Source organism: Hyphomonas sp. (assembly GCF_965284475.1).
In the GTDB taxonomy this organism is placed as follows: Bacteria; Pseudomonadota; Alphaproteobacteria; order Caulobacterales; family Hyphomonadaceae; genus Hyphomonas.
This window is the reverse complement of record NZ_OZ260087.1, coordinates 1,635,906-1,662,441: the sequence shown is the minus strand read 5'-3', so window position 1 is coordinate 1,662,441 and position 26,536 is coordinate 1,635,906. Positions and strand designations below refer to the sequence as shown.

Sequence of the window (26,536 nt, the reverse complement as noted above, 5' to 3'; positions counted from 1 at the left end):
GCGATCCCAGTGGTCCTCGCCCAGGCAGCCACGGCCACGACCGGGCTTGTTGACACGGCCGTCATGGGCCGGTTCGGCGACAAGGCAGACCTCGCCGCCGTTGCCATCGCCGCTGTCGTCTACAGCTTTATCTATTGGGGTTTTGGCTTCCTGCGCATGTCCACGACGGGCCTGTCGGCGCAGGCCAGTGGCCGCGGCGACAGGCCGGAGGTGCGCGCCATACTGTTGCGGACGCTGATGCTCGGCGGCGCAATCGGCCTCGGCCTCTTCCTCCTGTCTCCCCTTTTGAGATGGCTGACCTTCGCCGCCTTCGCCGGCACGGCTGAAGTTGAATCGCTCGCGGCAGGTTATTTCAACGCGCGCATCTTCGGCGCACCCGCCTATCTCATGGGGCTCGGCATTACCGGCTGGCTATTGGGCACCGGAAAGACGGGACAGATGCTCGCCTTCCAGATCGTTCTGAACGGCGTCAATGTCGTTCTGGATGTATGGTTCGTTGTGGGCCTGCAACTCGGCCCGTCAGGCATTGGTGCCGGTACGGCGATTGCGGAATGGACAGCACTCGCCGTGGGTCTCGTCATGGTGCGCGGGGGCTTCAGGTCGCCCGCCCGCCTGTTCGATCCTGCCAAACTCTATGCGCTGTTCTCGGCCAATCGCGACATCATGATCCGGACGCTTGCGCTGGTCTTCTGCTTTGGCTGGTTTGTCCGGTCCGGCACTTTGATCAGCACGGCTGCGACAGCGGGCAACGAGGTCCTGCTGCAATTCATCACCGTGGCCGCTTTCGTGCTCGACGGGTTTGCATTCGTTGCCGAGAAGGAAGCCGGAGAGGCCTATGGCGCGGCTGATGGCAAGCGGCTTGGGCGCGCGATGCGGCTGACGTCCGAATTCGCTTTCGCCTTCGGAATCCTGTTCGCGCTGACCTATATCCTTCTGGGCGGCTGGGTCATCGAGGCCTTCATCGCAGACCCCGAAGCGCGGCGCGCAGCACTGGATTTCCTGCCCTATTGTGCAGCCGTTCCGGTCCTTGGCGTCGCAGCCTGGCAGCTCGATGGCCTGTTCCTCGGCACGACACAGGGCAAGGCCCTGCGAACGGCCGGCGTGATCTCGGCTGTGCTTTACCTGGCGACGGACATGCTGCTACGCCCCGCCTTCGGAAATGCTGGTGTGTGGGCCGCCTTCCTCGCCATGTACGTCTATCGCGCCGCAGCGCTGGGCTGGTTCGTGCCGGGACTGTTCAGAGGTCTGTCCCGACCGCCTGCGCCAGCGTCGTGAAACCGTCGGCTTTCAGCAAGGCTGCAAGGCCGCGATGGATATCGGCAACGAGGCCCGGCCCCGAATAGACCAGCGCCGAATAGAGCTGCACGGCGTTCGCGCCTGCGCGGATCTTCGCGTAGGCGTCTCCCGCGCTGGCGACGCCGCCAACGCCGATCAGGTCGAATTCGCCATTCAGCGCCCTTGCAAACGCCTTGAGAACTGCCGTTGACGGGGCCATCAGCGGCGCACCTGACAGGCCGCCGGCCTGCGCCTTGTCCCGGCTGGTCAGGCTGTCCGGCCGGGCAAGCGTCGTGTTCGAGATGATCAGGCCCGCGAGCCAGGAACCCTGGTTGCGCACGACACCGACAATGTCCGCAATCGCCTCGGGATCCAGATCGGGCGCGACTTTCAGGAAGACAGGCTTGCCGCATCGTTCAGCCTCGCCACAGGCCGACAGCAGGGCCTCAAGCGACGCCTTGTCCTGCAGTCCGCGCAGGCCCGGCGTATTGGGCGACGAGATGTTGACCGTAACATAGGCTGCATGGGGCGCGACCGCTTCAATGCCCCGGACATAGTCGGCGATCCGGTCTGCGCTCTCCTTGTTGGCGCCGACATTGGCGCCAAGTGGCACAGGTGCCCGGTATTTCGAAAGGCGCCTCACGAAATAGTCGAGACCGAAATTGTTGAACCCCATCCGGTTTATGACCGCCTGGTCTTCAGTCAGGCGGAACAGGCGGGGTTTAGGATTTCCCGGCTGGGGCAGGGGTGTCACAGTCCCGCACTCCAGAAAGCCGAAGCCGAACCGGGCCATCGCCGAGGGAACCTCGCAATTCTTGTCAAACCCTGCTGCAAGGCCAACAGGTGCGGACAGTTTCAATCCGGATTTCGGCAAAACGGTCGCCAGTACCGGATCGGGTTCAGGGGCCCGCAAGGGCGCACCCAGGCCTTTTTCGAGCGCCCGGATCGTGGCGGTATGCGCCGCTTCGGGCGGCAGGAACTTCACCACCGCGACACCGATATCTGTCAGGCTCATCAGAAATCCTCCGGCAGCACGGGTGCGCCACTGGCGTCCAGCATGAGGGTCCAGCTGCGTGTGGCCCGGCTGATGTCAAGCGCGCCATAGAGATGGGGGAACAGGGCGCCGCCCCGGCTGGGTTCCCACTTGAGCGGAGACAGGTCCGCCACCGCGAACTCAAGCAACCGGACGTCTTTCTGGCCTGCATAATGCAGCCGCGCTGTCTCGGCGGCGGTATCGCGCGTGGAGAGGTGAACATAGCCGTCAGCCGTGTCCAGGGCCGTTGCCGTGACACCATCGGCCTGCGCCCTGGCCCAGTCTGTCAGCGTCAGAAGTTTGTAGACATGCGTGTTGCTCATGGCTGGCGTTTCAGCAGGCTTTGACGGTCACGGCAACTCGCGCCTTGAGTCGCAGCCGCTTTGTGCGATCCTGCGGGCAGTGGTATTGAAGGATAGTGCGTGGCCAATGACGTAGCAGATGCTGCCCTCATGAATGTCCGGCTGGAAAACGGACGGACCGTGCAGGAGGAGTTGCGCAAGCTCGACACGCTTGCACGTATGCTGGATTCGCAGTTCTCAGTCATGGGCATGCGGTTTGGTATCGACTCCGTCCTGGGACTGGTGCCCGTCGCGGGAGACGTGGCAACGGGGCTTGCCGGAACCTATTCACTGTTTACCGCCATCCGACTGAAGCTGCACCCGCTAGCCATTGCCCATATCGGCTGGAACCTGCTGTTTGATACCGTGATCGGTGCGATACCGCTTGTGGGCGATGTCTTTGATTTCTTTTTCAAGTCAAACACCAAGAATTTCAAGGTGATAGAAAAACATCTCACCCGCAAGGCCAAGCGCCATCTGGCCAGGGGAAAAGCGCCCGTCTGAGATCAGGCCTCCGGGGCGGCGGGAAGATCAGAGGCGCGGGCAAGAACCCAGCCGCCGGTGGGCGATTGGCAAGCGGCGAAACGGCCGCGTTCCTGGCCCGGCAAGGCATAGGCCACGTCGCGGCAGATGACCGAAACTTTCATCGGCACAATTTCAGTGACGAAGCGGACCACAGAGTCCGAATGCGGCGCATCATGGGTTATCTCGCGCACGCTCGCCTTGCTGGCCTGGTGGGACAGGGACCGCTCTATCAGGATGGACAATGTGCGGCCATCGGGCGTCCGGAGGATTTGGGTTGTGCCGTCCTGCTGGGTCTCGACCAGATTGAGAAAATCCGCCTTCAGCACATTTACCATACTGGAATCAAGGGCCTGCGACGCCGTCAGCTCCACGCGCTCTGCCACGAATTCATCCACGGCCTGTGCGCTGACCGGGCGTGATGTGGTGTCGAAGGGGCGTATGGAGGGGGCCGACTGGGTGTAGGCGGGCACAGTGGGGGTCGCAAGGGCCATGAGAGTCACGCCGACCCGTTCGGGCTTGAGCGTGGCGGGTGCCGGGACGGGACCCGAATGGGCCACCATCTGGCGCACGCGGCGCGGCTTGGGCGAGGGCGACGCGGCGCGCGGTGCTGGATTGACCGGGGCGGCAACTGCGCTGGCCGTGATGGCCGCGAGCCGCGATTCTTCGGCCGCGGCCGCTGCGAGGCGTTTTTTCTGGTTCTCGGCGGCGAGGGCAGCAAGGCGTTTCTGCTCGGCCTTCGCGTCTGCCTTGGCTTTCAGGTCAGCCAGGCGCTGTGTTTCCGCTTCGGCCTCGGCAAGTCGTCGCGCTTCGAGATCGGCGAGGCGTTTGGCCTCAATAGCGGCGGCGGCGTCCTGCTCGGCCTTGAGGTTGGCAAGGCGCACCTGTTCAGCCTCGGCCACGCGGGCGGCTTCAGCTTCAGCCAGACGTGTCTTTTCCTGTTCGGCGGCCGCGAGGCGGGCCTCTTGTGCCGCGGCGTCCTGCTCAGCGGCTTCGGCAATCCGGCGCGCCTCCGTTTCGGCGATGGCAGTGGCCGCCTGAACGCGGGCCTGCTCAAGCTCTGCAGCGGCGGCTTCGCTCTGGGCGGTTTCATAGGCCGTCTTGTTGGCGGCGAGTGTGTCAGCGAGGCGGCGATAGTCGAACCAGGCTGTCGGCGCGGCGTCGACGGGCGTCGAGGCCGCTGCCATGGCGGCAGACGAGGCCGCGCCACCGCCGGGGTTCAGCGTGGGCGGCAGTTCGGCGAGCGGGCCGGGGTCTCCATCGCCGCCCCCATTCAGCGCGCTTTCAGCCGCCATGACCGACAGGCCGGCGAGGCCAAGAACCGCAAGACCGGCAAAGGCGAGCTGCGAAATGTCAGCAAGGCGGCTGGAGCCGTCATCGTCATCATTGCTGCCACCTGACAGGCCGCCGCCCTTGCCCGCCTTGCCAAGTGGAAGGAAGCCCGGATTGGCCGAAACGGCGCGAAGCGGGCGGGTCGGCCCGCGCGGCGGCGCACTGGCGGTGCGCGGCTGGTTCTCGATACTGGTAATGATGGCCAGCGTGGACTGGGGCCGCACGCCGTCGCGCGCGCGCAGACGGGCCCGGAACGGCATGTCCAGATTGGCCCGTTCCTCCGCGCGCCGGCCGGCATCCTGCGCGGCCTGCACCGTGTGGCGCAGACTGTCCGGAATCATCGGGGGAACCGGTTCCGGTCGGGTGAAGTCCTTGGTGAACATCTGGGCGGTCTGACGCCCCGAAGGACGCTCCTGAATCAAACGGTGTGACCCGTTTATAGACGGTTAGGGCTTTCTTAACCATAGGAAATGGCCCGGCGCGCGGCTTGTCACTGCCCCGTTCTGTCCTTAATGCAACACAGCTTGACCCTATGCACAAAGAAGGTGCCCGCCCATGTCCGCCAAAGCCGCCCCGAAGAAAGTTGTCCTCGCCTATTCGGGCGGTCTCGACACGTCGATCATCCTGAAATGGCTGCAGACCGAATTCGGCGCGGAAGTGGTGACATTTACCGCAGACCTCGGCCAGGGCGAGGAACTGGAGCCGGCCCGCAAGAAGGCGCTGGCCGCCGGGGTGAAGCCGGAAAACATCTTCATCGAGGATGTGCGCGAGGAGTTCGTGCGCGATTTCGTGTTCCCGATGTTCCGGGCCAATGCCGTGTATGAGGGCGTCTACCTGCTGGGCACCTCGATCGCCAGGCCGCTGATCGCCAAGCGCCAGATCGAGATTGCCGACATGGTGGGCGCCGATGCCGTCTGCCATGGCGCCACCGGCAAGGGCAATGACCAGGTGCGCTTCGAGCTCGGCTATTACGGCCTCAATCCGGACATCAAGGTTATTGCGCCCTGGCGCGACTGGGATTTCAAATCGCGCACCGACCTGATGAAATTTGCCGAGTCCCACGGCATCGAGATTGCCAAGGACAAGAAGGGCGAGGCGCCGTTCAGCGTGGACGCGAACCTGCTGCACTCCTCCTCCGAGGGCAAGGTCCTGGAGGACCCGGCAGAGGCGGCGCCGGAATTCGTGCATATGCGGACGATTTCGCCCGAAGACGCGCCCGACGAGCCCGAGACCATCACGATCAGTTTCGAGCGCGGCGATGCCTGCGCCATCAATGGCGAGGCGATGAGCCCGGCGACGCTGCTGACCGCGCTGAACGCCTATGGCAAGAAACACGGCATCGGGCGGCTGGACCTTCTGGAGAACCGGTTTGTCGGCATGAAGTCTCGCGGCATCTATGAGACGCCGGGCGGCACGATCCTTCTGGTGGCGCACAGGGGCATTGAGCAGGCAACGCTCGACCGGGGCGCGGCGCACCTCAAGGACGAGCTGATGCCGAAATATGCTGAGCTGATCTATAATGGCTTCTGGTGGAGCCCGGAGCGCGAGATGCTGCAGGCCGCCATCGACCATTCGCAACGCTGGGTGACCGGCGAAGTGAAAATCAAGCTGTACAAGGGCCAGGCCTACCTGACCGGTCGCTCAAGCCCTTATTCTCTGTACTCGGAGAAAATCGTGACCTTCGAGGACGATCACGGCGCCTATGACCAGAAGGACGCGGAAGGCTTCATAAAGCTGAATGCGCTCAGGTTGCGGCTGCTGGCCGGGCGGGACCGGAAGTTTGGGAAGAATGGCTGACGCGCCTGGGGTCCCCTCAACTGGGGGGGCTGAAGGAGTCCGGTCTACGCCACCTTCCTGTTCGCATTCCTGCTTTTCAGGCCCATCCATCTTGCAGGCTGCGACCATGACCTGTGCTTTGCTGTCGCCGAAAGCAACGGGGATACTCCCACAGGTAATTCGCAACACTCATTTGCCGGGATGTTCTGGGGTGGATTGAAACGCGTGACCGGCTTTTCGGTGCTGGAGCTTGTCGATTGGATACTGGCGTCCGGTCCTTTCCTCGGCTCAACCCTTTGTCTGGTTCTTGGGTCTTTATCCCGCCGGGCATCACGACTGCGAACGCAAGGGCATGAGCATTGCCCTGACGTTCCTGCCCATAATCGCGCTGGCAATAAATGCTGTCCTGGCAGCATGCGTCGCACTCACAATCTGGTTTTCCGGGAAGTTTGTAAGCTGCTGATTTGCCCCCCATACGTCATCCCCGACGCAGTTTGGGAGGCTTGATCTTTTACGGCCCCTCCATTTCAATCGGCATGGGAGAGCGGACCGGTGAGGCGATGAAATCCTACCAGATCACCTATTGGAAAAAGCCGCCGGTTTCGGTGATGACCTATTGGGTGCACCGGCCGGTGGACGCGGAGAGCCTGGGCCGGGCGACCCTGTTCGAGCCGCCACGGCCGGGGCCGGTGGGAGGCGAGGGCTGGCCGGTGCTGATGGTGGAGGTGGACGGGGTGAAGCTGGTATTCACGTCGCTGGCCGAACTCGACACCTATGTGGACGTCATGTCGCGCAAGCCCCTGCCCTCGACGCGGGTCCTGTCACGCCGGTTCCCCATGGGCCCGAATTCGCACTGGCTGAGCCGGCTGCCGAAAAAGGCCAAATCGCCAAAGCACCGCGCGACGGCGGTGAAATACCTGAGTGAAGTGCGCGGCGAATTTGCAAAAGTGGCGGAGCGCCCAGGATGAACCGCTTTCGATGATCCGTTCATTGCAGGCTTTCAACGATCTTCAGGGCCGATTGCCAGCGGGCGGCGTCAGGGGCGGGCTGGCTGGCACGGGCGGCCAGTTCGGCTGAGGCCTTGTCGAGGCCGAGACGGCGCACACTGGTGATCGCGGTGGCAAAGCCGTCCGTGTCGCAGAACTCTGACCGTGGCGTGCCGAAGATCCAGGCCGTGCCGGACTTGATCTCCTGCCTGCCGAGGATGCAGCGCTGTTCCGGCTCGAGGCTGAGCCATGTGATGGCCTGGAAATCCGGGAAGGCGGCGCCGAATATGTCCGAATGGCCAAGCGCGAGGCCGCCGGTGGAGCCCTGCGTCGTGTCGATCGTGTTGAGCCCGGCGAGCAGGACCGGCTCGGTCGAGTCGCCCGCGCGGCGGCCCGACTTGTTGAAGCGGCGCGAAGCCTGCAGCGCCCGGTCCTTCGAACTGGCATAGAGCGTCATGTCATTGGCAAGGCCGCTGACGCGCTCCATCAGCGTGATGAACTCGTCAGCATCGACATCGGGCGAGGCGAAGACGACCTGGTCGAAGGGTGAAGGCACTGCGCGCTCATCGTCTGCCATTTCCTGCAGGGCTCGGACAAGGAATTCATTGCCCATCGAGTGGGCGACAATGTTGACGCGGTCTGCACCGGTCTGCTCGGTGAGGACATGGAGGAAGTGTTCAAGGTCGTCGATGGTGGCCTGCGTGATCTGCTTGCGGTCGGCCTTGTAGCCGAACACGCTGCCGGCGGACGGCCAGGAATAGAGCACCGGCGCGCCGTCAATCTCAAGGTCCACCGCAAGCTGGGCTGTGCGCTCAACGGCGGTGGGAAAATCATTGTTGTAGCCGTGAATGAAGATGAAGATCTCGCGGCGCTGGGAGCGGGCAAGCTCTATGCGGACATTGGCGAGAAACTCGGCCATGGTCGCGTCGAGCTTCATGTCGCCGAGGATCACGTATTTTGCCGGGTTGGGACGTCGGTCGAAGGTGAACATGCCAGGCTTGGGGATTTCGCCAACCGCCCGGTTGCGCGGGACAGACACCATGACGCTGCCGGTCTTGAGCGCGGCTGACTTGCCGCCGAAATATTTCCTGGGATCAAGGACCGGACGCCCGTCGACCAGCTTCAGCTTGCCGGCCTGCGGGGCACGGTTGGTGCCGAAGAAGACGCGGACAAGATCAAAGTCGGGCTCGACGCCGCCGAGGGCGCCAGCCCGGGCGCTGGCGACAGCGACGGGGCGTTCGCGGGCGCGCTCCACACTGCCGGCGAGCGTGGCATCGACCGGCGAGCCGGTAATTTCTGCCACGCGGGCGGTGTCGAGGCCATTCTCAGTGGCAAAGGCGAGCAGCGGCGCAAGGCGCGGATGGTCCGAGCCGAGATGGATGCGCGCGAGGCGGGCCGCCGCGCCAATCTCTTCGGTGGCACGCACTGTGTCACCGGCATCAAGCGCAATTTCGGCCATGCGGGCGCGCAGGTCTATCTGGTAGGCGAAATTGGGCGGCGTCTCGGCGCTCGCGGCGGTCAGCACGCGGTGATAGGCCGACAGGGCCGCTTCGGTCTGGCCCGCAGCCGCAAGAATGTCTCCCAGATCGGTGCGCAGGTCTCCCTTGACCTCGGGATCTGCCAGAAGGGCACGGGCGAGAGCCACTTGCTGTTCCACATTGCCTTCGGCCTGGGCGTCTCCCAGCAGGACGAGGCGATCCGGTTCCGGCTTTGAGGCGCAGGCGGCCAGCAGGACGAGCAGGCCCGCGATGACGAGCCTTGATACGGGTTTAAGCTTGAAATGATGTGGCATCGTCCTGTCCCCTCGCTGCGCCATCAAACCCTAGCATGAAGGCAGAAATATGGGACAGGAAATTGCCTAGGATTTCGGCCCTTTGACGGCCTGAAGCGTGGTCTTCTTCACGTCCCTTCCCAGCCCGACTGACTTACGGCCGCCATAGCTGGGCGCACCACTGGCCGCGCCGCGCACCGTGCGGTCGGTCAGGGGCGGAATGGACATGGCCTGCGGGACCGGGCCGTTTTCGTCGAACAGGCCGGCGAGCTGTTCAGTCATTGCGCCGCCAAGCTGTTCGGCATCCACGATGGTGACCGCGCGCTTGTAATAGCGCGTCACGTCATGGCCGATGCCGATGGCGATCAGCTCGATCGGGCTGCGTGTCTCGATTTCCTCGATCACCTGGCGCAGGTGGCGCTCCAGGTAATTGCCGATGTTCACGTTGAGCGTGGAATCATCAACCGGCGCACCGTCGGAGATGACCATCAGGATCTTGCGCTGCTCGGGCCGTGCGAGCAGGCGGTCATGCGCCCAGAGCAGGGCCTCGCCGTCGATATTCTCCTTCAGCAGCCCTTCGCGCATCATCAGCCCGAGATTCTTGCGCGCCCGGCGCCACGGCGCATCCGCCTGCTTGTAGACAATGTGGCGGATGTCGTTGAGACGGCCGGGTCCGTTCGGCTTGCCGGCGCGCACCCAGTCTTCGCGCGAGAGGCCGCCCTTCCATGCCTTGGTCGTGAAGCCGAGGATTTCGGTTTTCACACCGCACCGTTCCAGCGTGCGGGCGAGAATATCTGCGCACAGGGCCGCAACCATGATCGGACGACCGCGCATGGAACCGGAATTATCGAGCAGAAGGGTGACGACCGTGTCACGGAAATTGCTGTCATCTTCCTGCTTGAAGCTGAGCGGAACCGTCGGATCCGTGATCACGCGGGTCAGGCGGGCAGTATCGAGCACGCCCTCTTCGAGGTCAAAGCTCCAGGACCGGTTCTGCTGTGCCATGAGACGGCGCTGCAACTTGTTCGCCAGCTTGGAGACCGCGCCCTGCAGGCCCTGCAACTGGTGGTCGAGATAAGCCCGCAGGCGGGTCAGCTCTTCCGGATCGCAGAGGTCAGGTGCCTGGGCAACCTCATCATGCGCGCGGGTAAAGACATTATAGTTGAAGCGGTCACGCTCATCGCCGTCACGGAAATTCGGTCGCAGCGGTTTGGAACCGTCATCATTGTCGTCGGCGTCGTCATCCGCCTCCATTTCGACGTCCTGGTCGACGCTGACATTGGTTTCCTCGCCGTCGAGCTCTTCGCTGTCACCTGCTTCCATTTCCTCTGAAGAGGCACCCATCGGCTCTTCCGACTGCTGGTCCTGTTCGCCCTGCTGGGATTGTTCCTCGTCTTCGGATTGCTGTTCCTGCTGGTCGTCGTCGGACTGTGTCTCCTCGCCCGACTGATCGCCCGCCGTAAGGTCACGGATCATCTCGCGAATGGTCCTGGCAAAGCCGGACTGGTCATGAAGCTGGGAGATGAGCTTGTCGAGCGCGCCGCCCGTATCGGCTTCGACGCGGTCGCGCCAGATATCTGCGACACGCCGCGCCGCTTCGGGCAATGGGCGGCCCGTGAGTTTCTCGCGAAGCAGGAATTCCAGAGCGGGTGCCAGCACGGCCTCCGGCTCTTCTGCGCCCATGGCAAATTCACCGGACAGGGTGCGCAATTCCAGAACGGCATCAAGGTTGAGCGCCGTGCCGCGCATGGCATTGGCGCCGAGGCTCTCGATGCGGGCATGCTCGGCAGCATCGTACACGCGGCGCGGCAGGTCGCCTTGCGGCCGGTGCCTGAGGTGAGCCGCTTCGTCATGGTGAGCCCGGCGAAGGGCAATTGCATCCGCCTCGCCGCGGATGCGCGCGGCAATACCGGGCGGCAGGTCCACCGGGGGCGGCCGCAGCACGATCCGCTCGCCGTCAGCGCCGATATCATTGCCAAATCCGACCTCAACCTCGCGGTCAGCGCTCATCGCCTTGGTCGTCGCGGCCAGCGCTTGCTTGAAGAGTTCCTGGGGCGAGATGTCCTTGGCCATCAGCGCACTGCGTCTGAGAAAAGGTCCAGCGTGCGCTTGAAAGCCAGCGCGTCGCTGGTTGCGTCATGATCATCGGAGCGCTGGCGCGCGAAACCGTGCCCGGCCTCATAGACATAGACAGGCACATCGTGACGTGCGGCGCGGAAGGCTTCGACGCCCTCCATCGGAATGTGCGCGTCGAGACGGCCAAAATGGGCAATGACCGGGCATTTCGGCACTTCGGCCTTAAAGGTCGGGAGAAGGCTGCCATAATAGGCTGACGCCGCCATGATGCCTGAAAGCCGGCAGGCGGCGAGATAAGCGATTGACCCGCCATAGCAGAAACCGGTGATGTAGACCGGGCGCTCGAGCGCATCAATGCAGGCACCAATGTCAGACATGGCGGCGTCGAGCCCGTTGGCGCGGGCATGCCCGCCACCCTCGGCAATCGCTTCTGCCGAGTGATCCTCGCGGGCGAAGCCGGGCTTCTGACGATCGAACATGGACGGCACCAGGACTTCATAGCCTTCCGCTGCGAAGCGGCGGGCCGCATCAAGCATGAAGGAATTGATGCCGAAGATTTCCTGAACCAGGATCAGTCCGCCCTTGCGCGCACCGGCCGGCTCGGCGCGAACAGCGCCGAACTCAAAACCGTCGCGGCTGGTAAGGGTCAGGCTGGTAACAGTCATTTCGTCGTCTCAGGCGACCTTCACCATGAGGGCGCTTTCAGGCAGTTCCTCGGCAAAGCAACGCTGGTACATTTCAGCGACCAGCGGGCGCTCGAGTTCGTCGCACTTATTCAGGAACGTCATGCGGAAAGCATGACCAAGGTTCTGGAAGATCGCGTAGTTTTCGGCCCAGGTGATCACGGTCCGCGGGCTCATCACGGTTGACAGATCGCCGGCGATGAATGCGTTGCGGGTCAGGTCGGCAAGCGTCACCATCTTGGACAGCGTGTCGTCATCGACGCCAGTCGCCTTGGTCTTGACGATTTCGACCTCGGCATCATGCTCCAGATAGTTCAGCGTCGTGACGATGCTCCAGCGGTCCATCTGTCCCTGGTTGAGCTGCTGCGTGCCGTGATAGAGGCCCGTCGTATCGCCAAGGCCAACCGTGTTCGTAGTGGCAAACAGGCGGAAGTAGGGGTTCGGCGCAATGACGCGGTTCTGGTCGAGCAGGGTCAGCTTTCCGCTGGCCTCAAGCACGCGCTGGATGACGAACATCACGTCCGGGCGGCCGGCATCGTACTCGTCAAAACAGATGGCGACCGGGCGCTGAAGGGCCCAGGGCAGGATGCCTTCGCGGAATTCGGTGATCTGCTTGCCGTCCTTCAGGACAATCGCATCCTTGCCGACCATGTCGATCCGGCTGACATGGCTGTCGAGGTTCACCCGGATCATCGGCCAGTTGAGACGTGCGGCGATCTGCTCGATATGGGTCGACTTGCCTGTCCCGTGATAGCCCTGGACCATGACCCGGCGATTGTGCTCGAAGCCGGCCAGAACGGCCATCGTGGTCTGCGGGTCGAACCGGTAGGACGGGTCGATCTCCGGCACGTATTCGGTGCGCGTCTTGAAGCCATGGACCGTCATGGTCGTGTCGAGGCCGAAGACCTTCTTGACATTGATCTTTTCGGTCGGCTTCAGGCCCTCAAGGGCATCGGTATCGCTCATTACGGTCATGGAGTTCTGTCTCGTCGGGGAGGATTTAGCGTTTCAATATAGGTTCTAGCACGCGACGCGCGAACGCCTAGTGCGACGTAGGGGAAAACGCACCTTGCGCTTGCAGGGCCTTGCCGACCCTTGACCGGGGCAGCGGGCCGCCTTTAGCTCGCATGATGGCAGATTCTGTTCTCTATGGCACGCCGGGATGGGGGTCTGCGCTGGTCGAGGCGCAACTTGATTTCTATTGCCTTCCCTATCGGTTCGAGACCGTGGGCAACCTTTTCACGGTTGCCGCCGCGCGGGAAAGGCTGATAACCGCAAACCCGCTGGCACAAGTGCCGACGCTGGTGCTGCCGGACGGCCAGGTATTGACCGAAAGCGCAGCGATCACGCTCTGGCTGGCCGGAAACACGGGCCGTGACGATCTTGTGCCTGCAACCGGCGCGCCGGAACAGGCCGCATTCCTTCGCTGGCTGCTCTATCTGGTGACCAACATCTATCCGACATTCACCTATGCGGACGACCCGGCGCGCTTCGTCAGCACCGAAGCCGCGCGGGCACCATTCAAGGCGGCGATAAAGGCCTATCGCGAGCGGCTCTGGTCAATCGTGGAGGATGCCTCGGGTGCGCCCTGGTTTCTCGGAGAGCGCTTCTCGGCGCTCGACCTCTATGTCTGCGTGATGCACCACTGGTCGCCGCGCGGGGACTGGTTTGCAATGCACGCGCCGAAGCTGAACGCGATTGCCTTGCGGGCGAAAGCGCTGGAACCCCTGCGGGGCGTCTGGTCGCGAAACTTCCCGGACGCCTAGTCGGCTGCCCGCCAGACAATGTCGCCGCCGACAAAGGTCATCAGGGGCTTTGCGGCAAGGATTTCGGCTTCCGGCACCGTCATCAGGTCGCGGTCAAAGACGGTGAAATCGGCGCGCTTTCCGGGCTCTATCGTGCCGAGGTCGTCTTCCTGAAAGCTGGCAAAGGCAGGCGCTGAAGTAAAAAGCGTGAGCGCCTGCTGGCGACTGAGCGCCTGTTCAGGGTGCCAGCCCTCTCCGGATTCGCCCTTCAGGCTCTTGCGCGCAACGGCAGCGTAGAATTCGATCTGCGGCGAGCCGACTTCCACCGGCGCGTCGGACCCGCCTGCGATGACCGTTCCATTGTCCAGCAGTGTCTTCCAGGCATAGGCACCGGCGAGGCGGTCCATGCCGAGACGGGCGGGCGCAAAGAAGAGATCTCCGATGGCATGAGATGGCTGCATGGAGGCAATCAGGCCGGCATTAGCGGCGCGCATCAGATCTTCAGTCGCGAAAACCTGAGCATGCTCAATGCGCCAGCGATGGGCGGCATCATAGCCGCCTTCCTCCACAGCCTCCAGGATGCGGCGGTTGGCAAGGTCGCCAATCGCATGGATGGCGAGTTGGACGCCCGCTGCATCTGCGCGCGCCATGATGGCGGTGAGATCGTCCGGTTCCATGAGGGCAAGGCCCGACGTGTCCGGTCGGTCACTATAGGGCGCAATCAGGAGTGCGCCCCGACTGCCCAGGGCGCCGTCCATGTAGATTTTCACGGTGCGGTTGGTAATCGTGTCCGTTTCCATCTGCCGGCCAGCGGCAATGTCGAACCCGTCCGCGTCAAGCGCATTGTAGAGCCGGATCGGCAGGCGGCCCTGCGCATCAAGCTCTGCCATGAGCGGAACCTCCTCAGGCGCCACACTCATATTGTGAACCCCTGTCCAGCCGCGCGCGGCATAGACTTTCGCCCCTGTCTCAAGCGCGGTTTTCAGGCCGTCAGCGTCAGGCGCGGAAACAAGCGGTGCGACAAGCGCCATCGCATTGTCGATGAGCAGTCCATCAGGCGCGCCGTGCGTATCGCGCTCGATCCGTCCACCCTCCGGATCAGTCGTGTCCACGGTAATTCCCGCAGCGGCAAGCGTTGCGGAATTGACCACCATGGCGTGTCCGTCAGCCCGCACGAGGATGATCTTGTGATCGGCGCCCAGGGCGTCGAGATCTGCCGCATCCGGCATGCGTCCTTCAGGCCAGCCGGTTTCGATCCATCCACGCCCGAACACGACCGAACCGGGCGGTTTGCCGCTGATTTCCGTTTCGAGCCGCGTCACGAGTTCGGCGATGGAACCTGTGCCCTCGAGGTTCAGCGTCATCTCGCGCTCACCGACGCCCCGCAGATGGATATGGGAATCGGTAAACCCGGGAAACATGACCGCACCTTCGAGGTCAATCAGGTTGACTTCATCCTCGCTCCAGTCTGCTGAGCCGGGAGGGACGGTTGCCAGAATGCGGCCATCGGCGCCGAAAACCACGGCCTCGACCGTCGGCTGATCCGGATTGCCAGTATAGATCGTGCCGCCTGTAATGACCGTGACCGGAGCGGCTGCAACGGCATCCGGCACAGGGGCAGCAGGGCCGCTGCAAGCGGCGAGCATGAGGGCGGCAAGGGCGAGGCAGGGGGTGCGCATGGTCGGTGTGGCTTCCGGTCGGGTCTGTGAATGTTTCCCGACCTGAAAGCGCCCCCGCCGCACTGTCAAGGCTCGAAGGAAAAGACCTCCTCGAAGGGCACGCCGAATGCATTCGCGATGCGGAAGGCCAGCTCGAGCGATGGCGCATACTTTTCCTGCTCGATGGCGATGATGGTCTGGCGGGTCGCGCCGACCATTTCGGCCAGCTGCGATTGCGTCAGGCCGCCATGGATTGCGCGTAATTCCCTGATCCGGTTCCGGACCTTTCCCTTGGCCATGTCCTAGAGCCTGTAGAGCACGAGCGTGGCGATCATTTTCACGATATGCGCGGCAAACAGAAGGGCCAGGAGGGTGAAGACCACGCCGCTGGTCGTTACGATGGCAAGGGGTGCGAAGACGGAACTGGTATAGGTGTGCTGCAGGATCAGCTGCACGACCAGGATATTGACCACTGCGACGAGGAACCAGTGAGAGATCAGTTCGGCGCGGCGCGTGATATGGTGGTCGCGCTCATCTTCCAGCTCCCTGCCTGCCGCTGTCGCACCGCTGAGAACTGTCTCACCAATCGCCATGCCGATGACGACAAACAGATAGGAGGCGATCATGTGCCGCGGTGGCAAGGCAACAACCTGCCAGCCATCCAGAAACCGCATCTGGAGAAACCAGAGGGCGATGCCCGCAATGACAAGCGAACCAAGGGCGCGGGTTTCTGCGCGAGACATGGGTGTGTCCTTTCACGACAATGTAAGATATGTTTTACATAGCGGTGCGCGAAGGGAATGTCCAACATATTTTACAATCTGACGGAATGATCCATGATTCCGCACAAACAAAAACGCGCCCCCGTGGGAGCGCGTTTTTCAGTTTTCCGATGCCCGTGGGCGATCAGGCCTCGGCAGCGACCGCTTTCTTGGCGATGCTGCGCTTTATCTTGAGCGCCTTGGACGACAGTGCGTCGTCCTTTGCCTTGGCGAGGAAGCCGTCGAGGCCACCAAGCTTGTCCACGGTGCGCAGGGCCTTGGCCGCGATGCGCAGCTTGAACTTCTGGTCGAGGGCTTCAGAATGAAGCGTCACGTCGATCAGGTTTGGCAGGAACCGACGCTTGGTCTTCACCTGGGAGTGGCTGACCAGGTGGCCAACGATCGGCTTGGTGCCGGTAAGTTCACATTCGCGGGACATGGGCCTCGCTCCGATTGCATGTTCAGGGTTGTCTCGAAGGCGCGTCGTTACAAGGCAGGAGGCCCTCATGTCAACTCCGAAGCCACAGGCCGGATGAGAGTTTTACAGCCCGGTGTCATGGCCTGTCACGATTATTGACTGCAAAGGCATGCTTGATTGGGGCATTATAGTGGCAATCTTGTTCAGATGCCGTTGGTGTTGCACCCTTATACAAGGGGCGATGGGGACAGGTTCCGAAGGATATAATCAGATGAAACGCGTTCTCATGCTTGCTTCCGGACTGGCCCTCACCCTGGCAGGCCTCGCTGTGGCGGATACGGCGGCAGGATCCAGTGCGGCGACGCCCGCCATCCTGGCGAATGTCAAAGCGGGCACGCCGACACGCATGATCTATGAGCTGGAGGCGAAAGCCTATGTCCTGTTCATCCCGGCGACGGGCCGCGCGAGCTTTGATGTCGCCATGCAGGCTGACAATTACGTGATCAATTCCCGGGTCAAGGTGACCGGTATCGCCGACTGGTTCGTGAATTACGACATGGTGCTGCAGGCGTCAGGCTATACGCGCGGCGATGAACTGAAGACGTATTCCTATGTCTCGCAAAACCGGGACGGAAAGAAAAACCGCAAGGTGAACCTCACGATCGGGCCGGACAGCTTCAAGATGAAGGCTGTGCCGGAATTCGGCAACCTGGGCGAACCGGCGGCAACCACAGAGCAGGTACTGAAGACAAATGATCCCATTACGGCGCTGATCACATTCGCGCTGGAGCCGCGCGCACCGGGCGCTGACCCGTGCGGCGGACCTCTGCGCATCTTTGACGGGCGACAGCTGACCTACCTGCACCTGAAAAATGCCGGCATGAAACACGTAAAGACGGACGCCTGGTCGGGTCAGGCCATTGAGTGCCATGTCACGATGGAAAAAGTGGCGGGCTACAAGAAAGGCGAGTCCAACAAGGACAATCTGTCAGGCATCGATGGCCCCCTGCGCATGTGGCTGGCCCCTCTGGAAAACGGCGCCACCGTGCCGGTGAAAATCCAGGCCGATAGCGACAAGATCGGCAAAGTGACACTGCAGGCCAAGAAGCTGCGCTTTGAGCCCATCGTGACCGAAGAGGCCGCGATGGCGCCGGGCGGCGGCTGATCTAGTCGCGAATATCGCCCGGCAGTCGGCGCAGCGCTGCAAGCAGGCCCGCCATGTCATCCGGCAAGGGCGCTTCGAAGCGCAGGTTTTCACCTGTGATCGGATGCACGAAGCCGAGAACAGCTGCATGGAGCGCCTGACGCTCGAACGCCCGCGCGGCCTGTTTCGCGAAATCATAGCCCTCACCTGACCCCCAGGCCGTGATGCCCTTGGAGCGTCCATAGACCGGATCGCCGATCAGGCTGGCGCCGACATGGCTCATGTGCACGCGAATCTGGTGCGTGCGGCCGGTTTCAAGCGTGCACTGGATGAGGGCTGCCGCCGGAAGGCCGGTACCCTTATCGCGAAGGCCGAATGTTGCGAGCGCCTTGTAATGCGTGATCGCCTCGCGCCCGTGGGTTCCGTCCGGATTGCGGACCACGGCCATTTTCTTGCGGTCGCCCGTGGCGCGGGCAATCGGCTCGTCAATCGTGCCCGCGAGCGGCCGCGGCGCGCCGCGCGTGAGGGCCAGATAGGACCGCTCAATATCATGTTCGGCGAACAGGGCCGACAGGCCGGTATGGGCCGCTTCGGTCTTTGCGGCGACCATGACGCCGGTTGTCAGCTTGTCGAGCCGGTGGACAATGCCGGGCCGCTCAACGCCGCCAATGCCGGGCAGCTGGCCTTCGCAATGATGCAGCAGCGCGTTGACCAGGGTGCCATCCCAGCTGCCGGGGGCAGGGTGCACAGCCATGCCGGACGGCTTGTTGATGATGATCAGGTGAGCATCCTCAAACAGGATGTCGAGCGGGATGTCTTCCGGCGCGGGCACGGCCGGAACGGGCGCCGGCAGGTCGAGCGCATAGACGCTGCCGGCAATCACGGCCCGGCGCGGATCATCTGTTGCGATCCCGTCAATCGTCACCGCGCCTTCCTTGATCAGGGACTTGGCACGCGAGCGCGACAGCGCGCCGGCCTTTTCGGCCAGGAAGCTGTCGAGGCGAAGGCCGGCATCGGCGGCCTGAGCGGTGAAAGTGATCTTGTCCATTAGTCGGCCTTATAGACGCGAACGGGCCTGCGCGTCATGGTGGTGTCGTAGTCGCGACCTATAAGGGGCGCGAATCTCGGGAGAATATCATGAGCACTGTTACCAGACGCGGCCTGCTCGGCGCCGCCGCCACCGGAGCCCTTAGCCTTGCAGCGTGCGCAAAGCCAGCCGCCACCACACTGACGCCCGGCGCGCCAGCCTATGATGGCGAGGTCGCATTCGACCATGGTGTTGCCTCTGGTGACCCGCTTCCAACCAAGGTCATCCTCTGGACACGCGTGACGCCGAAAACGGGCAAAGGCCCGATCCCGGTTCGCTACGACGTCTTTGGCGCAAGCGATGGGGCGATTCCGCTTCTGTCCGGCCTGACAACTGCCGATGCCGCGCATGATTTTTGCGTCAAGGTCGATGTCACAGGCCTGAGCCCGGCGACCGCCTATCTCTATCGCTTCACGGCCCTGACCAGCGCAGGCGAGATTGCCTCGCCCGACGGCCGGACGCGCACGACCGCGGCCAGCGGCACAGCGCCAGTCAGACTGGGCGTCGCATCGTGCTCCAACTGGCAGTTCGGCAAGTTCAATGCCTACAAGGCGCTCGCCGCGGAGCCTGATCTCGACGCGATCGTGTTCCTTGGCGATTATCTCTACGAATACGGCATAGACGGCTATGGCGCTGAAACGGCGCAGGCGCTGGGCCGGCTGCATGACCCGGTCACCGAAATCGTCACGCTGGGCGATTACCGGATGCGCCACGCCCAGTACAAGTCCGACCCCGACCTGCAGGCCGCACACGCTGCGGCCCCGTGGATATGCACCTGGGACGACCATGAGAGCACCAATGACAGCTATCGGACGGGCGCGCAGAACCACAATCCCGAAGAAGGCGAAGGCGACTGGTCCGACCGCAAGCAGGCAGCGATGCAGGCCTATTTCGAATGGATGCCGATGCGCAATCCTGCTTCAGGAGAGATCACATCCGCTGTCTGGCGCAGCTTCAGTTTCGGGGATGTTGCAACCGTCTATGCAACCGAGACGCGCCTGACCGGGCGTTCGCAGACGATTGGCTGGTCAGAGGTGATCAGCGCGACCGGGGACCCGTCCGAGATTGCGGCACAAGCCATGGCGCACATGCAGGTCATCAGCGATCCGGCCCGCACGATGCTGGGCGCAGCGCAGGAAGCCTGGCTTGCTGATGCCCTGGCCGAATCAGCAAGGGCCGGCAAGACGTGGCAGGTGCTCGCCAATCAGGTGATCATGGCGCGCGTTGCGATGCCGGACTTCACCCAGTCACTGACGCCTGAGCAGATTGCGGCGCAGCCTGTACCGCAGGTTCAGCAGATGATCGGCTTCTCGGCCCTCGGCCTGCCGTGGAACCTGGACGCCTGGGATGGTTATCCGGCCGCGCGCGAGCGTCTTTATGACAGCGTTGAGGCGGCCGGTGCGCGTCTGGTGACTCTGGCGGGTGATACACATACGGCCTGGGCCAATACGCTGGCCGACAGTGACGGCAAGCGCATGGGCGTTGAATTCGGCTGCACCTCGATTACGTCGCCGGGCCTGGGCGACTACGTCACCGGCATTCCGGACCTCGGCGAACAGTTCGCGGCGGCCAATTCCGAAGTCGACTGGTTTGATCCGACAGGCCACGGCTATACAATCGTGACATTGACGCCGGAGAAGGTGACTGGCGCATTCGTGAAAATATCGAACATTGTCGATGATGCGTTCGACGTTGAAACGGTCGCGGTCTTCGAAGGCATGCCACAGGACAGGGGCGTCTCCGGGCTGACCCGGGCGTCTTAGTCCTCGATCACGCCGGCAAGGCGCGAGCGCCCGCCATCAAGCTTGAGCGCTTCGCCGGTGATGAAGGCCGCCTCGGGCGAGGCGAGGAAGCGGCAGGCATCGGCGATCTCGTCGCCCTGCGCTGTGCGGCCAAGCGGTGTGCGCCTGGCCGTCCAGTTTTCTGTCTTGTCCTCACGCGGGCGGATGGCCACGATGGCGTTTACCCGGATGGACTTGTCGGCCAGCTCGATGGACCCGGCGCGCATGACACTCAGGACTGCGCCTTGAGACACGCTTTCGGTGAACCGCCCCGGCATCGAGGCAATGGCCGAATAGGACAGGACGAAAGTGACGGTGCCCTTCTGGCGCTGGCGCTCGACACCGACCGAGGGCAGGTCGTCCTGCAGGGCGATGCGTTCGGCAAACACCTGCAGCGCCATCGCAGCACCACGCGTGGACCTGGCCATTGCCTTGTCGAATTTGTCCTTCGCGAAGTCGAAAACAGTGTCGGCTTCCTCGATTTCAGGAATGATGACGGCATTGTCGATACGGCCGAAGCCTTCGAGGGCCGCTGTGAAAGCGTTGCGCAGGCCGAGGCGCGTATAGAGTTCGCCATGGTGGAAAATGACATCATCGGGCACCCCGTTCCTGGCTGTCGCAAGGCGTTCCGCACTTGGATCGGCCGCGATGACATGATGACCCGTTTCGCTGAACCGGCGGGCGACAGCATCACCGATTTCCCGGCCAAGACCGAGTATCGCTGTTACAGGCATGCCCATGTGCTCAGTCCCCGGCCATGTCGGCGGGCGTGGCCGTAACGCGGCGCGGGTTGCGGATATCGTCGCCGAGAATGGCGAGCCGGTCATTCAGCCGGTGCAGCGCGGCAAGGATTTCGCCAAGCAGGCGCACCGTGATGAACAAAAAGACGAGCACCGACACACCGATCACCAGTTTGGTGAGCGCCATCAACGGGTGCCCGTTAAAAAGTGTGAAAAGGGCGCTGAGCAGGACCATCAGCCCTGACACGACAAGGCCAATGCCAAGAATTGCGGTGCCCAGTTTCACCGCGCCAAGTGTCATTGGCCGGTCCTGGTCAAAAATGTCTCGCATGGGTCGTCCTCCGCCCGTTGCCTGTAGCAGGTTCAGGCGCGGCAGCGGAGGACTTATTCCGCCATTACCGCGCTAGCTTGCCTTCAACCATTGCAGCTGTTCTTTAATCTTGAGTTTCTGTCGCTTCAAATCCTTCAGCTCAAGCTGATCCGCAGATGGATGTTTTTGCGTTTCGGAGATTTTCTCGTCCAGTTGGCGATGCTTGTTGGCTAGCTCACTGATCCGACCGTTGAGCGACATGGGCAGTCTCCTTTTGCGGTTAAGAACTTGTGTCTTTATTGCCACACTAAACCATATAAGCGTGCGGGCGTTAAGGGGGGTAGCAAAGGATTTCACGCATTTAACCCGGGCAGGTCAGGCCTTCAGCGACCGCGATGATTTCCTGCGCGCTTTTTGAGCGAACATGTCCTGGTCACCTCGGGCGATCAGCGTGTCTGCTCCCTGTCCGTCGCGCCATTCGGCCACGCCGCACGATGCTCCGATATGAACGGGTGGTACGTCTTCGGCGTCGCCATTGCACACTACTATCTGGTCGATCAGCTGTGTCAGCTCTGAAGCTTTGGCCTGTGTTGCCGCGTGACTGGCGTGCGCCAGCACGATTCCGAACTCGTCGCCGCCCAGCCGCCCGACAATGTCTGTTTCCCGCGTGTGCCTGATCAGAATGTCCGACACGCGCAGCAGCACATTGTCTCCGGCGGCATGCCCGAAGACATCATTGACCTTCTTGAAATGATCGAGATCGATGAAAATAAGCGAGAGCGGCGTGCGGAAGCGGCCCGCGACCGCTATCTCACGCCGCACTTCCCGTTCGAATGCGCGCCGGTTGAATACCGGGCAAAGCGCATCATTGTCTGCCAGCAGCTCGGCATCGGAGAGGGCATGGCGCAGACGCGTGACCTCTTCCCGCAGGAAAATCACCTCTTCGCTGAGCGCTTCGAGTGCAGCGCGCTCATGCGAGCTGCACGCACCGAGATCAATGCCCAGTATATCGAGCAAAGTGCGGCGCTGATCCTGCGAAACCTGATGGAATTCTTCCGTCATTGCCTGACGATATACAAGAATTCATGCCAAGGGGAGATACAAGGTTCATCCGGGCCTGGTGATGCGCCAGTTGACCCGTCGCGCGGCTTTCCTATTGTGCGCGCTTTCCGGCGACAAGGATCCCGAAAGCCATGACCCGTTCCCCGAAAGTCGGCATCATCATGGGCAGCCAGTCTGATTGGCCGGTGATGCATCATGCCGCGTCGATTCTCGATGAGATGGGCGTCGCCCACGAAGCGAAGATCGTATCTGCGCACCGCACGCCTGACCGCCTGACCGAATATGCCAGGGCGGCGAAAGGCCGGGGCCTGAAAGTGATCATCGCGGGCGCGGGTGGCGCAGCCCATCTTCCCGGCATGACGGCAGCCATGACGCCGCTGCCTGTCCTTGGCGTGCCGGTACAGTCCAAGACACTTTCCGGTCTCGACAGCCTGTTGTCGATCGTTCAGATGCCCAGGGGCATTCCGGTCGGCACACTGGCCATTGGCGAAGCAGGGGCCGTGAATGCCGGCCTCATGGCTGCCGCCATCATCGCCCTCGACGACAAGGCCGTCGCCGCGAAGCTCGATGCCTATCGCGCAGCCCAGACGGCCGCAGTGGCCGAGGAACCCGAGGGATGACACGCCTGTCGCCCGGCGCCGTGATCGGGATTCTTGGCGGCGGACAATTGGGCCGGATGCTGGCTGGCGCCGCCAGCCAGCTTGGCTTTGACGTGCATGTCTTCTGTCCGGAGGCGGATTCGCCTGCCGCGCGCGTCGCCATGAAACACTGGCAAGCCGACTATGATGACGACCGCGCGCTGACCGGGTTCGCTGAGGCTTGTGACGTCATTACGCTTGAGTTCGAGAACATCCCCGTCAGCGCCGTGGAAGCCATCGCCGCCACAGGCACGCCCCTTCATCCGGGCGCGAAATCGCTCGCAGTGTCGCAGGATCGCGCCGACGAAAAGGCCTTCCTGCGCGCCATTGGTATCACCACCGCGGACTATCGGGAGATCAATGCCGAGGCGGACCTTAGCCCAGCGCTGGCGGCGCTGGGTGGTAAAGGCGTGCTGAAGACACGGCGCGACGGGTATGACGGAAAGGGTCAGGCCTGGCTGAAAGATCCTGCAGATATCGCAGCTGGCTGGGACAGAGTTGGCCAGGCCCCGTCGGTTCTTGAAGCGGCCATCGCGTTCGACTGCGAAATCTCGGTGATCGTTGCGCGGTCCAGTTCCGGCGAGACGGCCAGCTGGGCCCCGCCGCGCAACGTGCACGAAGACGGCATCCTCGCCCGGTCCATCGTGCCGGCAGGCGTTGACCATGCCGTTGAAACCGAGGCACGGCGCCAAGCCGTAGCGCTGGTCGACGCCCTTGATCATGTCGGCGTCCTGGCGCTCGAATTTTTTGTCATGGCCGACGGCCGCCTGATCGCCAACGAGTTCGCGCCCCGGGTTCACAATTCCGGTCACTGGACGCCCGAAGCCTGCCAGACCGGCCAGTTCGAACAGCACATACGGGCAATCGCCGGCTGGAAACTGGGAGACACACATCGCCTTTTCGATGCAGAAATGACAAACCTGATCGGCGAGGCGGGCCTGCTCGATCCGGCCATGCTGTCACCGAACGAAACACTGACCCTGTACGGCAAGCGCGAGGCGCGGCCCGGCCGCAAGATGGGCCATATCACAACGCGTCTCGGCCCGAGAAAGGACTGAACCCATGCTGCTTCCCGTTTCGACCTGGCAGGACATTGAACGCTGGCTGACGAAGTCGCGCACGATTGTTGTTCCAATCGGCTCGATGGAGCAGCACGGCCCGAATGGCTTCATCGGCACGGATGCCCTGTGTCCCGAGATCATCGCCCGCCACGCCGAAAGCCTCGCGCCGGATGACATCCTTGTTGGCCCCACATTCAATGTCGGCTGCGCGCAGCACCATCTCGGCTTCCCGGGCACGATCACGCTGCGCCCGTCGACCATGATCGCCGCTATGGCGGACTGGACCGAGAGCCTGATGCGCCACGGTTTCGAACGGATCTACTGGTATAATGGACATGGCGGGAACATTTCGACCATCGAGGCCGCTTTCAGCGAAATCCACGCCCGGCGTAGCTTTGATCCGCGCGGTGCCGACAATCGCCCCGGGCTGAGCCTGAAACGGCGTGACTGGTGGGATTTCCGGGACGTGATGGGGCTCTGCAACAAGCTCTATCCCGTCGGCCATGGCAGCCACGCGACGGCGTCGGAAGTCTCTGTGACCTATTTCGCCTATCCCGACCGGGCCCGACCCGAGGTGGAGATGAGCCCAAAAATCGCCCCCAATGGCAGGATTGGTGACGCCGTCCAGTATCGCCGGGACTTCCCTGATGGCCGTATCGGGTCAGACCCGACGCAATCAAACGCTGCAGACGGCGCGAAGATTGTCGAGGCGGCCGCGCAGGCCATGCTTGAGGACGTCAAACGGTTTTCTGAATAAGCTGTAACCTGCGAGCGCAGCGCAACGTCTGGCCACACGCCCGGAAGGGCGGTATCAGAACAGGCTTCCAGAAAGGCGTGCGAACCGGATATATGCTCGACATTCAGCGGCTGGAAAAATCATTTGGCGCAAAGCACGCTGTGCGCGGTGTGTCCTTCCGGCTTGAGAAGGGCACGGTGCTTGGTTTTCTCGGACCCAACGGAGCCGGAAAATCAACCACAATGCGCATGATTGCCGGCGTTCTTGAGCCGGATGGCGGCGATGCCCTGATTGACGGCAAATCCATCCTGTCTGAGCGACGCGAAGCCCAGCGGGCCCTCGGCTACCTGCCGGAAGGCGCCCCCCTCTACGACGACATGACCCCGCCGGAATTCCTGATCTTCATGGCCTCGGCGCGCGGCATCAAAGGCGCGGCCCGCAAGAACGGTGTTGAGCGGGCGATTGCCGATGCGCGCATTTCGACCGTTTGCGACCAGCGGATCGGTTCCCTGTCCAAGGGATACCGCCGCCGCGTCGGCCTCGCAGGCGCAATCCTGCATGATCCGCCCGTCCTGCTGCTCGATGAGCCGACCGACGGTCTTGATCCGAACCAGAAGCGAGCCGTGCGCGCGCTGATCGCACGCATGGCGCCGCAGAAGGCGATCCTGATCTCGACGCATACGCTCACTGAAGTGCCGGCCATGTGCACGCGGGCCATCGTCATCGATCGGGGCATGATCGTTGCTGATGACACGCCTGCGGCACTGGCCCGGCAGTCCGAGGACGGAACCCTTGAGGGCGCCTTCACGCGTCTGACGGATCAGGCCGAGGCGGAATCGGCATGATGACCTGGGCGAGAGAGCAGTTCGGCGGGTTCACGGCCACCTACAGGCGCGAGCTGGGCGCCTATTTTTCCACGCCGATGGCGTATGTATTTCTCGCGGTCTTCCTTCTGGCAATCGGCATGTTCACCTGGGAGGCGTCCCGCTTCTTTGACACCGGCTCGGCCGACCTTGCTCCATTCTTCGTCTGGCACCCGTGGCTTTACATGATCTTCCTGCCAGCCCTCGCCATGCGCCTCTGGGCAGACGAGCGCACTGCGGGAACGGATGAATTGCTGCTGTCATTGCCACTGGGCATGCCGGGGCTGGTTATTGGCAAATTGTTCGCCGCCTGGACGGTTGCCGGTGTCGGCCTGGCGCTGACCGCGCCCATGTGGGCGACGGTGAACCTGCTTGGCAGCCCGGACAATGCCGCCATCGCACTGACCTATCTGGTCAGCTTCCTGATGGCCGGCGCTTACCTGTCCATTGGCGCCGCCGTATCGGCACTGACCGGCAGCCAGGTCACGGCCTTCGTGATCAGCGTCGTCATCGCCTTCGTCTTCACGGCCGCCGGCTGGCCACTGGTCCTGTCCGGCGTGAAGTCCGCCTTCGGAACGGGCGCGGCAGAACTGGTCGCCTCCTTTTCGTTCCTGACCCAGTTCGAAGGCGCCCAGCGCGGCGTGCTGGAATTGCGCGCAATGGTGTTCTTTCTCGGCTTTACCGCCTTCTGGGCCGTATTGAACGGACTGTGGGCCACGCGCCAGAGGCTTGGCTAG

Annotated in this window: 28 protein-coding genes; 12 read left to right on the top strand and 16 right to left on the bottom strand. The window is 62.9% G+C overall.

Features of this window, described 5'->3' with window-relative positions; genetic code table 11:
• Positions 1–9 precede the first annotated feature (9 nt).
• On the top strand, positions 10–1,275 hold the full coding sequence (locus ACQ66M_RS08005; RefSeq protein WP_430403036.1) for an MATE family efflux transporter: 1,266 nt from the start codon (positions 10–12) through the stop codon (positions 1,273–1,275).
• Here ACQ66M_RS08005 and ACQ66M_RS08000 read toward each other — a convergent pair.
• The gene (locus tag ACQ66M_RS08000; RefSeq protein WP_430403034.1) at positions 1,238–2,290 is read right to left on the bottom strand and encodes a quinone-dependent dihydroorotate dehydrogenase; all 1,053 of its coding nucleotides are present in this window, start codon (positions 2,288–2,290) and stop codon (positions 1,238–1,240) included. The two genes, ACQ66M_RS08005 and ACQ66M_RS08000, sit on opposite strands and share 38 nt — an antisense overlap.
• Positions 2,290–2,631, bottom strand: coding sequence for a DUF952 domain-containing protein (locus ACQ66M_RS07995; RefSeq protein ID WP_430403032.1), 342 nt, complete (start codon positions 2,629–2,631; stop codon positions 2,290–2,292). The genes ACQ66M_RS08000 and ACQ66M_RS07995 overlap by 1 nt, the downstream gene beginning before the upstream one ends.
• 99 nt (positions 2,632–2,730) lie before the next feature.
• Between ACQ66M_RS07995 and ACQ66M_RS07990 the strand changes: the two genes are divergently transcribed.
• Positions 2,731–3,153: a DUF4112 domain-containing protein gene (locus ACQ66M_RS07990; RefSeq protein WP_350173434.1), complete on the top strand. Its 423-nt coding sequence runs from the start codon at positions 2,731–2,733 to the stop codon at positions 3,151–3,153.
• A gap of 2 nt (positions 3,154–3,155) precedes the next feature.
• Here ACQ66M_RS07990 and ACQ66M_RS07985 read toward each other — a convergent pair whose 3' ends face one another.
• Complete coding sequence (locus tag ACQ66M_RS07985; protein ID WP_430403030.1) at positions 3,156–4,844, bottom strand: hypothetical protein; 1,689 nt, start codon at positions 4,842–4,844, stop codon at positions 3,156–3,158.
• A gap of 214 nt (positions 4,845–5,058) precedes the next feature.
• Between ACQ66M_RS07985 and ACQ66M_RS07980 the strand changes: the two genes are divergently transcribed.
• Both ACQ66M_RS07980 and ACQ66M_RS07975 read left to right on the top strand, forming a co-directional pair.
• A complete protein-coding gene (locus ACQ66M_RS07980) occupies positions 5,059–6,300 on the top strand; it encodes an argininosuccinate synthase (protein WP_350173430.1) in 1,242 nt (413 codons plus the stop codon).
• Between the two features lie 482 nt (positions 6,301–6,782).
• Positions 6,783–7,247, top strand: a complete 465-nt coding sequence (locus ACQ66M_RS07975; RefSeq protein WP_430403028.1) for a hypothetical protein — start codon at positions 6,783–6,785, stop codon at positions 7,245–7,247.
• A gap of 19 nt (positions 7,248–7,266) precedes the next feature.
• Here ACQ66M_RS07975 and ACQ66M_RS07970 read toward each other — a convergent pair whose 3' ends face one another.
• The 4 genes from ACQ66M_RS07970 to cobS form a co-directional block, all read right to left on the bottom strand.
• On the bottom strand, positions 7,267–9,057 hold the full coding sequence (locus ACQ66M_RS07970; protein WP_350173426.1) for an alpha/beta hydrolase: 1,791 nt from the start codon (positions 9,055–9,057) through the stop codon (positions 7,267–7,269).
• A gap of 66 nt (positions 9,058–9,123) precedes the next feature.
• Positions 9,124–11,109, bottom strand: a complete 1,986-nt coding sequence (gene cobT, locus ACQ66M_RS07965; RefSeq protein ID WP_430403026.1) for a cobaltochelatase subunit CobT — start codon at positions 11,107–11,109, stop codon at positions 9,124–9,126.
• Complete coding sequence (locus ACQ66M_RS07960; protein WP_430403024.1) at positions 11,109–11,777, bottom strand: dienelactone hydrolase family protein; 669 nt, start codon at positions 11,775–11,777, stop codon at positions 11,109–11,111. Before ACQ66M_RS07960 ends, cobT begins: the two co-directional genes overlap by 1 nt.
• 9 nt (positions 11,778–11,786) lie before the next feature.
• Positions 11,787–12,770, bottom strand: coding sequence for a cobaltochelatase subunit CobS (gene cobS / locus ACQ66M_RS07955; RefSeq protein WP_350173420.1), 984 nt, complete (start codon positions 12,768–12,770; stop codon positions 11,787–11,789).
• A gap of 155 nt (positions 12,771–12,925) precedes the next feature.
• Here cobS and ACQ66M_RS07950 point away from each other — a divergent pair, with 155 nt between their 5' ends.
• On the top strand, positions 12,926–13,561 hold the full coding sequence (locus ACQ66M_RS07950; protein WP_430403023.1) for a glutathione S-transferase family protein: 636 nt from the start codon (positions 12,926–12,928) through the stop codon (positions 13,559–13,561).
• On the opposite strand, the gene ACQ66M_RS07945 is transcribed toward ACQ66M_RS07950, so the two are convergent.
• From ACQ66M_RS07945 to rpmB, 4 genes are all read right to left on the bottom strand, one after another.
• Positions 13,558–15,219 carry an amidohydrolase gene (locus ACQ66M_RS07945; protein ID WP_430403021.1) on the bottom strand — a complete coding sequence of 554 codons (1,662 nt, stop codon included), beginning with the start codon at positions 15,217–15,219 and terminating at the stop codon, positions 13,558–13,560. The two genes, ACQ66M_RS07950 and ACQ66M_RS07945, sit on opposite strands and share 4 nt — an antisense overlap.
• Positions 15,220–15,284: 65 nt before the next feature.
• Positions 15,285–15,497: a helix-turn-helix transcriptional regulator gene (locus ACQ66M_RS07940; protein ID WP_350173416.1), complete on the bottom strand. Its 213-nt coding sequence runs from the start codon at positions 15,495–15,497 to the stop codon at positions 15,285–15,287.
• Positions 15,498–15,500: 3 nt separating this feature from the next.
• On the bottom strand, positions 15,501–15,941 hold the full coding sequence (locus ACQ66M_RS07935; RefSeq protein WP_430403019.1) for a hypothetical protein: 441 nt from the start codon (positions 15,939–15,941) through the stop codon (positions 15,501–15,503).
• A 163-nt stretch (positions 15,942–16,104) separates the two neighbouring features.
• Positions 16,105–16,398, bottom strand: a complete 294-nt coding sequence (gene rpmB / locus ACQ66M_RS07930) for a 50S ribosomal protein L28 (protein WP_350173412.1) — start codon at positions 16,396–16,398, stop codon at positions 16,105–16,107.
• 250 nt (positions 16,399–16,648) lie between these two features.
• Here rpmB and ACQ66M_RS07925 point away from each other — a divergent pair, with 250 nt between their 5' ends.
• On the top strand, positions 16,649–17,542 hold the full coding sequence (locus ACQ66M_RS07925) for a DUF3108 domain-containing protein (protein ID WP_430403017.1): 894 nt from the start codon (positions 16,649–16,651) through the stop codon (positions 17,540–17,542).
• A 1-nt stretch (position 17,543) separates the two neighbouring features.
• Here ACQ66M_RS07925 and ACQ66M_RS07920 read toward each other — a convergent pair whose 3' ends face one another.
• Positions 17,544–18,569 carry an RluA family pseudouridine synthase gene (locus tag ACQ66M_RS07920; protein WP_430403015.1) on the bottom strand — a complete coding sequence of 342 codons (1,026 nt, stop codon included), beginning with the start codon at positions 18,567–18,569 and terminating at the stop codon, positions 17,544–17,546.
• Between the two features lie 89 nt (positions 18,570–18,658).
• Here ACQ66M_RS07920 and ACQ66M_RS07915 point away from each other — a divergent pair, with 89 nt between their 5' ends.
• Positions 18,659–20,371: an alkaline phosphatase D family protein gene (locus ACQ66M_RS07915; protein ID WP_430403013.1), complete on the top strand. Its 1,713-nt coding sequence runs from the start codon at positions 18,659–18,661 to the stop codon at positions 20,369–20,371.
• Here ACQ66M_RS07915 and ACQ66M_RS07910 read toward each other — a convergent pair.
• The 4 genes from ACQ66M_RS07910 to ACQ66M_RS07895 form a co-directional block, all read right to left on the bottom strand.
• Positions 20,368–21,129 (bottom strand): SDR family NAD(P)-dependent oxidoreductase, encoded by a 762-nt coding sequence (locus ACQ66M_RS07910; protein ID WP_350173404.1) that lies wholly within the window; start codon positions 21,127–21,129, stop codon positions 20,368–20,370. The two genes, ACQ66M_RS07915 and ACQ66M_RS07910, sit on opposite strands and share 4 nt — an antisense overlap.
• A gap of 4 nt (positions 21,130–21,133) precedes the next feature.
• The gene (locus tag ACQ66M_RS07905) at positions 21,134–21,460 is read right to left on the bottom strand and encodes a hypothetical protein (RefSeq protein WP_350173402.1); all 327 of its coding nucleotides are present in this window, start codon (positions 21,458–21,460) and stop codon (positions 21,134–21,136) included.
• A 72-nt stretch (positions 21,461–21,532) separates the two neighbouring features.
• Entirely contained in the window at positions 21,533–21,700 is a 168-nt protein-coding gene (locus ACQ66M_RS07900; RefSeq protein ID WP_350173400.1) for a YdcH family protein, read from the bottom strand.
• A gap of 114 nt (positions 21,701–21,814) precedes the next feature.
• Positions 21,815–22,501 carry a GGDEF domain-containing protein gene (locus tag ACQ66M_RS07895; protein WP_350173398.1) on the bottom strand — a complete coding sequence of 229 codons (687 nt, stop codon included), beginning with the start codon at positions 22,499–22,501 and terminating at the stop codon, positions 21,815–21,817.
• Positions 22,502–22,632: 131 nt separating this feature from the next.
• On the opposite strand from ACQ66M_RS07895, the gene purE reads away from it, so the two are divergent.
• The 5 genes from purE (at position 22,633) to ACQ66M_RS07870 (ending at position 26,536) form a co-directional block, all read left to right on the top strand.
• A complete protein-coding gene (gene purE / locus ACQ66M_RS07890; protein WP_350173396.1) occupies positions 22,633–23,121 on the top strand; it encodes a 5-(carboxyamino)imidazole ribonucleotide mutase in 489 nt (162 codons plus the stop codon).
• Positions 23,118–24,197, top strand: a complete 1,080-nt coding sequence (locus ACQ66M_RS07885; RefSeq protein ID WP_430403011.1) for a 5-(carboxyamino)imidazole ribonucleotide synthase — start codon at positions 23,118–23,120, stop codon at positions 24,195–24,197. Before purE ends, ACQ66M_RS07885 begins: the two co-directional genes overlap by 4 nt.
• 4 nt (positions 24,198–24,201) lie before the next feature.
• Positions 24,202–24,957 (top strand): creatininase family protein, encoded by a 756-nt coding sequence (locus tag ACQ66M_RS07880; protein ID WP_430403009.1) that lies wholly within the window; start codon positions 24,202–24,204, stop codon positions 24,955–24,957.
• 92 nt (positions 24,958–25,049) lie between these two features.
• On the top strand, positions 25,050–25,781 hold the full coding sequence (locus ACQ66M_RS07875) for an ABC transporter ATP-binding protein (RefSeq protein WP_350173390.1): 732 nt from the start codon (positions 25,050–25,052) through the stop codon (positions 25,779–25,781).
• Positions 25,781–26,536, top strand: a complete 756-nt coding sequence (locus ACQ66M_RS07870; protein ID WP_350216724.1) for an ABC transporter permease subunit — start codon at positions 25,781–25,783, stop codon at positions 26,534–26,536. The genes ACQ66M_RS07875 and ACQ66M_RS07870 overlap by 1 nt, the downstream gene beginning before the upstream one ends.

Bases quoted from the DNA above. Each gene is read 5' to 3' on its own strand.
- ACQ66M_RS08000 (WP_430403034.1), bottom strand. From the start codon at position 2,290: ATGAGCCTGACAGATATCGGTGTCGCGGTGGTGAAGTTCCTGCCGCCC.
- ACQ66M_RS07995 (WP_430403032.1), bottom strand. From the start codon at position 2,631: ATGAGCAACACGCATGTCTACAAACTTCTGACGCTGACAGACTGGGCC.
- ACQ66M_RS07985 (WP_430403030.1), bottom strand. From the start codon at position 4,844: ATGATTCCGGACAGTCTGCGCCACACGGTGCAGGCCGCGCAGGATGCC.
- ACQ66M_RS07980 (WP_350173430.1), top strand. From the start codon at position 5,059: ATGTCCGCCAAAGCCGCCCCGAAGAAAGTTGTCCTCGCCTATTCGGGC.
- ACQ66M_RS07970 (WP_350173426.1), bottom strand. From the start codon at position 9,057: ATGCCACATCATTTCAAGCTTAAACCCGTATCAAGGCTCGTCATCGCG.
- cobT (WP_430403026.1), bottom strand. From the start codon at position 11,109: ATGGCCAAGGACATCTCGCCCCAGGAACTCTTCAAGCAAGCGCTGGCC.
- ACQ66M_RS07960 (WP_430403024.1), bottom strand. From the start codon at position 11,777: ATGACTGTTACCAGCCTGACCCTTACCAGCCGCGACGGTTTTGAGTTC.
- cobS (WP_350173420.1), bottom strand. From the start codon at position 12,770: ATGACCGTAATGAGCGATACCGATGCCCTTGAGGGCCTGAAGCCGACC.
- ACQ66M_RS07950 (WP_430403023.1), top strand. From the start codon at position 12,926: ATGGCAGATTCTGTTCTCTATGGCACGCCGGGATGGGGGTCTGCGCTG.
- ACQ66M_RS07945 (WP_430403021.1), bottom strand. From the start codon at position 15,219: ATGCGCACCCCCTGCCTCGCCCTTGCCGCCCTCATGCTCGCCGCTTGC.
- ACQ66M_RS07940 (WP_350173416.1), bottom strand. From the start codon at position 15,497: ATGGCCAAGGGAAAGGTCCGGAACCGGATCAGGGAATTACGCGCAATC.
- ACQ66M_RS07935 (WP_430403019.1), bottom strand. From the start codon at position 15,941: ATGTCTCGCGCAGAAACCCGCGCCCTTGGTTCGCTTGTCATTGCGGGC.
- rpmB (WP_350173412.1), bottom strand. From the start codon at position 16,398: ATGTCCCGCGAATGTGAACTTACCGGCACCAAGCCGATCGTTGGCCAC.
- ACQ66M_RS07925 (WP_430403017.1), top strand. From the start codon at position 16,649: ATGAAACGCGTTCTCATGCTTGCTTCCGGACTGGCCCTCACCCTGGCA.
- ACQ66M_RS07920 (WP_430403015.1), bottom strand. From the start codon at position 18,569: ATGGACAAGATCACTTTCACCGCTCAGGCCGCCGATGCCGGCCTTCGC.
- ACQ66M_RS07915 (WP_430403013.1), top strand. From the start codon at position 18,659: ATGAGCACTGTTACCAGACGCGGCCTGCTCGGCGCCGCCGCCACCGGA.
- ACQ66M_RS07910 (WP_350173404.1), bottom strand. From the start codon at position 21,129: ATGGGCATGCCTGTAACAGCGATACTCGGTCTTGGCCGGGAAATCGGT.
- ACQ66M_RS07905 (WP_350173402.1), bottom strand. From the start codon at position 21,460: ATGCGAGACATTTTTGACCAGGACCGGCCAATGACACTTGGCGCGGTG.
- ACQ66M_RS07900 (WP_350173400.1), bottom strand. From the start codon at position 21,700: ATGTCGCTCAACGGTCGGATCAGTGAGCTAGCCAACAAGCATCGCCAA.
- ACQ66M_RS07895 (WP_350173398.1), bottom strand. From the start codon at position 22,501: ATGACGGAAGAATTCCATCAGGTTTCGCAGGATCAGCGCCGCACTTTG.
- purE (WP_350173396.1), top strand. From the start codon at position 22,633: ATGACCCGTTCCCCGAAAGTCGGCATCATCATGGGCAGCCAGTCTGAT.
- ACQ66M_RS07885 (WP_430403011.1), top strand. From the start codon at position 23,118: ATGACACGCCTGTCGCCCGGCGCCGTGATCGGGATTCTTGGCGGCGGA.
- ACQ66M_RS07880 (WP_430403009.1), top strand. From the start codon at position 24,202: ATGCTGCTTCCCGTTTCGACCTGGCAGGACATTGAACGCTGGCTGACG.
- ACQ66M_RS07875 (WP_350173390.1), top strand. From the start codon at position 25,050: ATGCTCGACATTCAGCGGCTGGAAAAATCATTTGGCGCAAAGCACGCT.
- ACQ66M_RS07870 (WP_350216724.1), top strand. From the start codon at position 25,781: ATGACCTGGGCGAGAGAGCAGTTCGGCGGGTTCACGGCCACCTACAGG.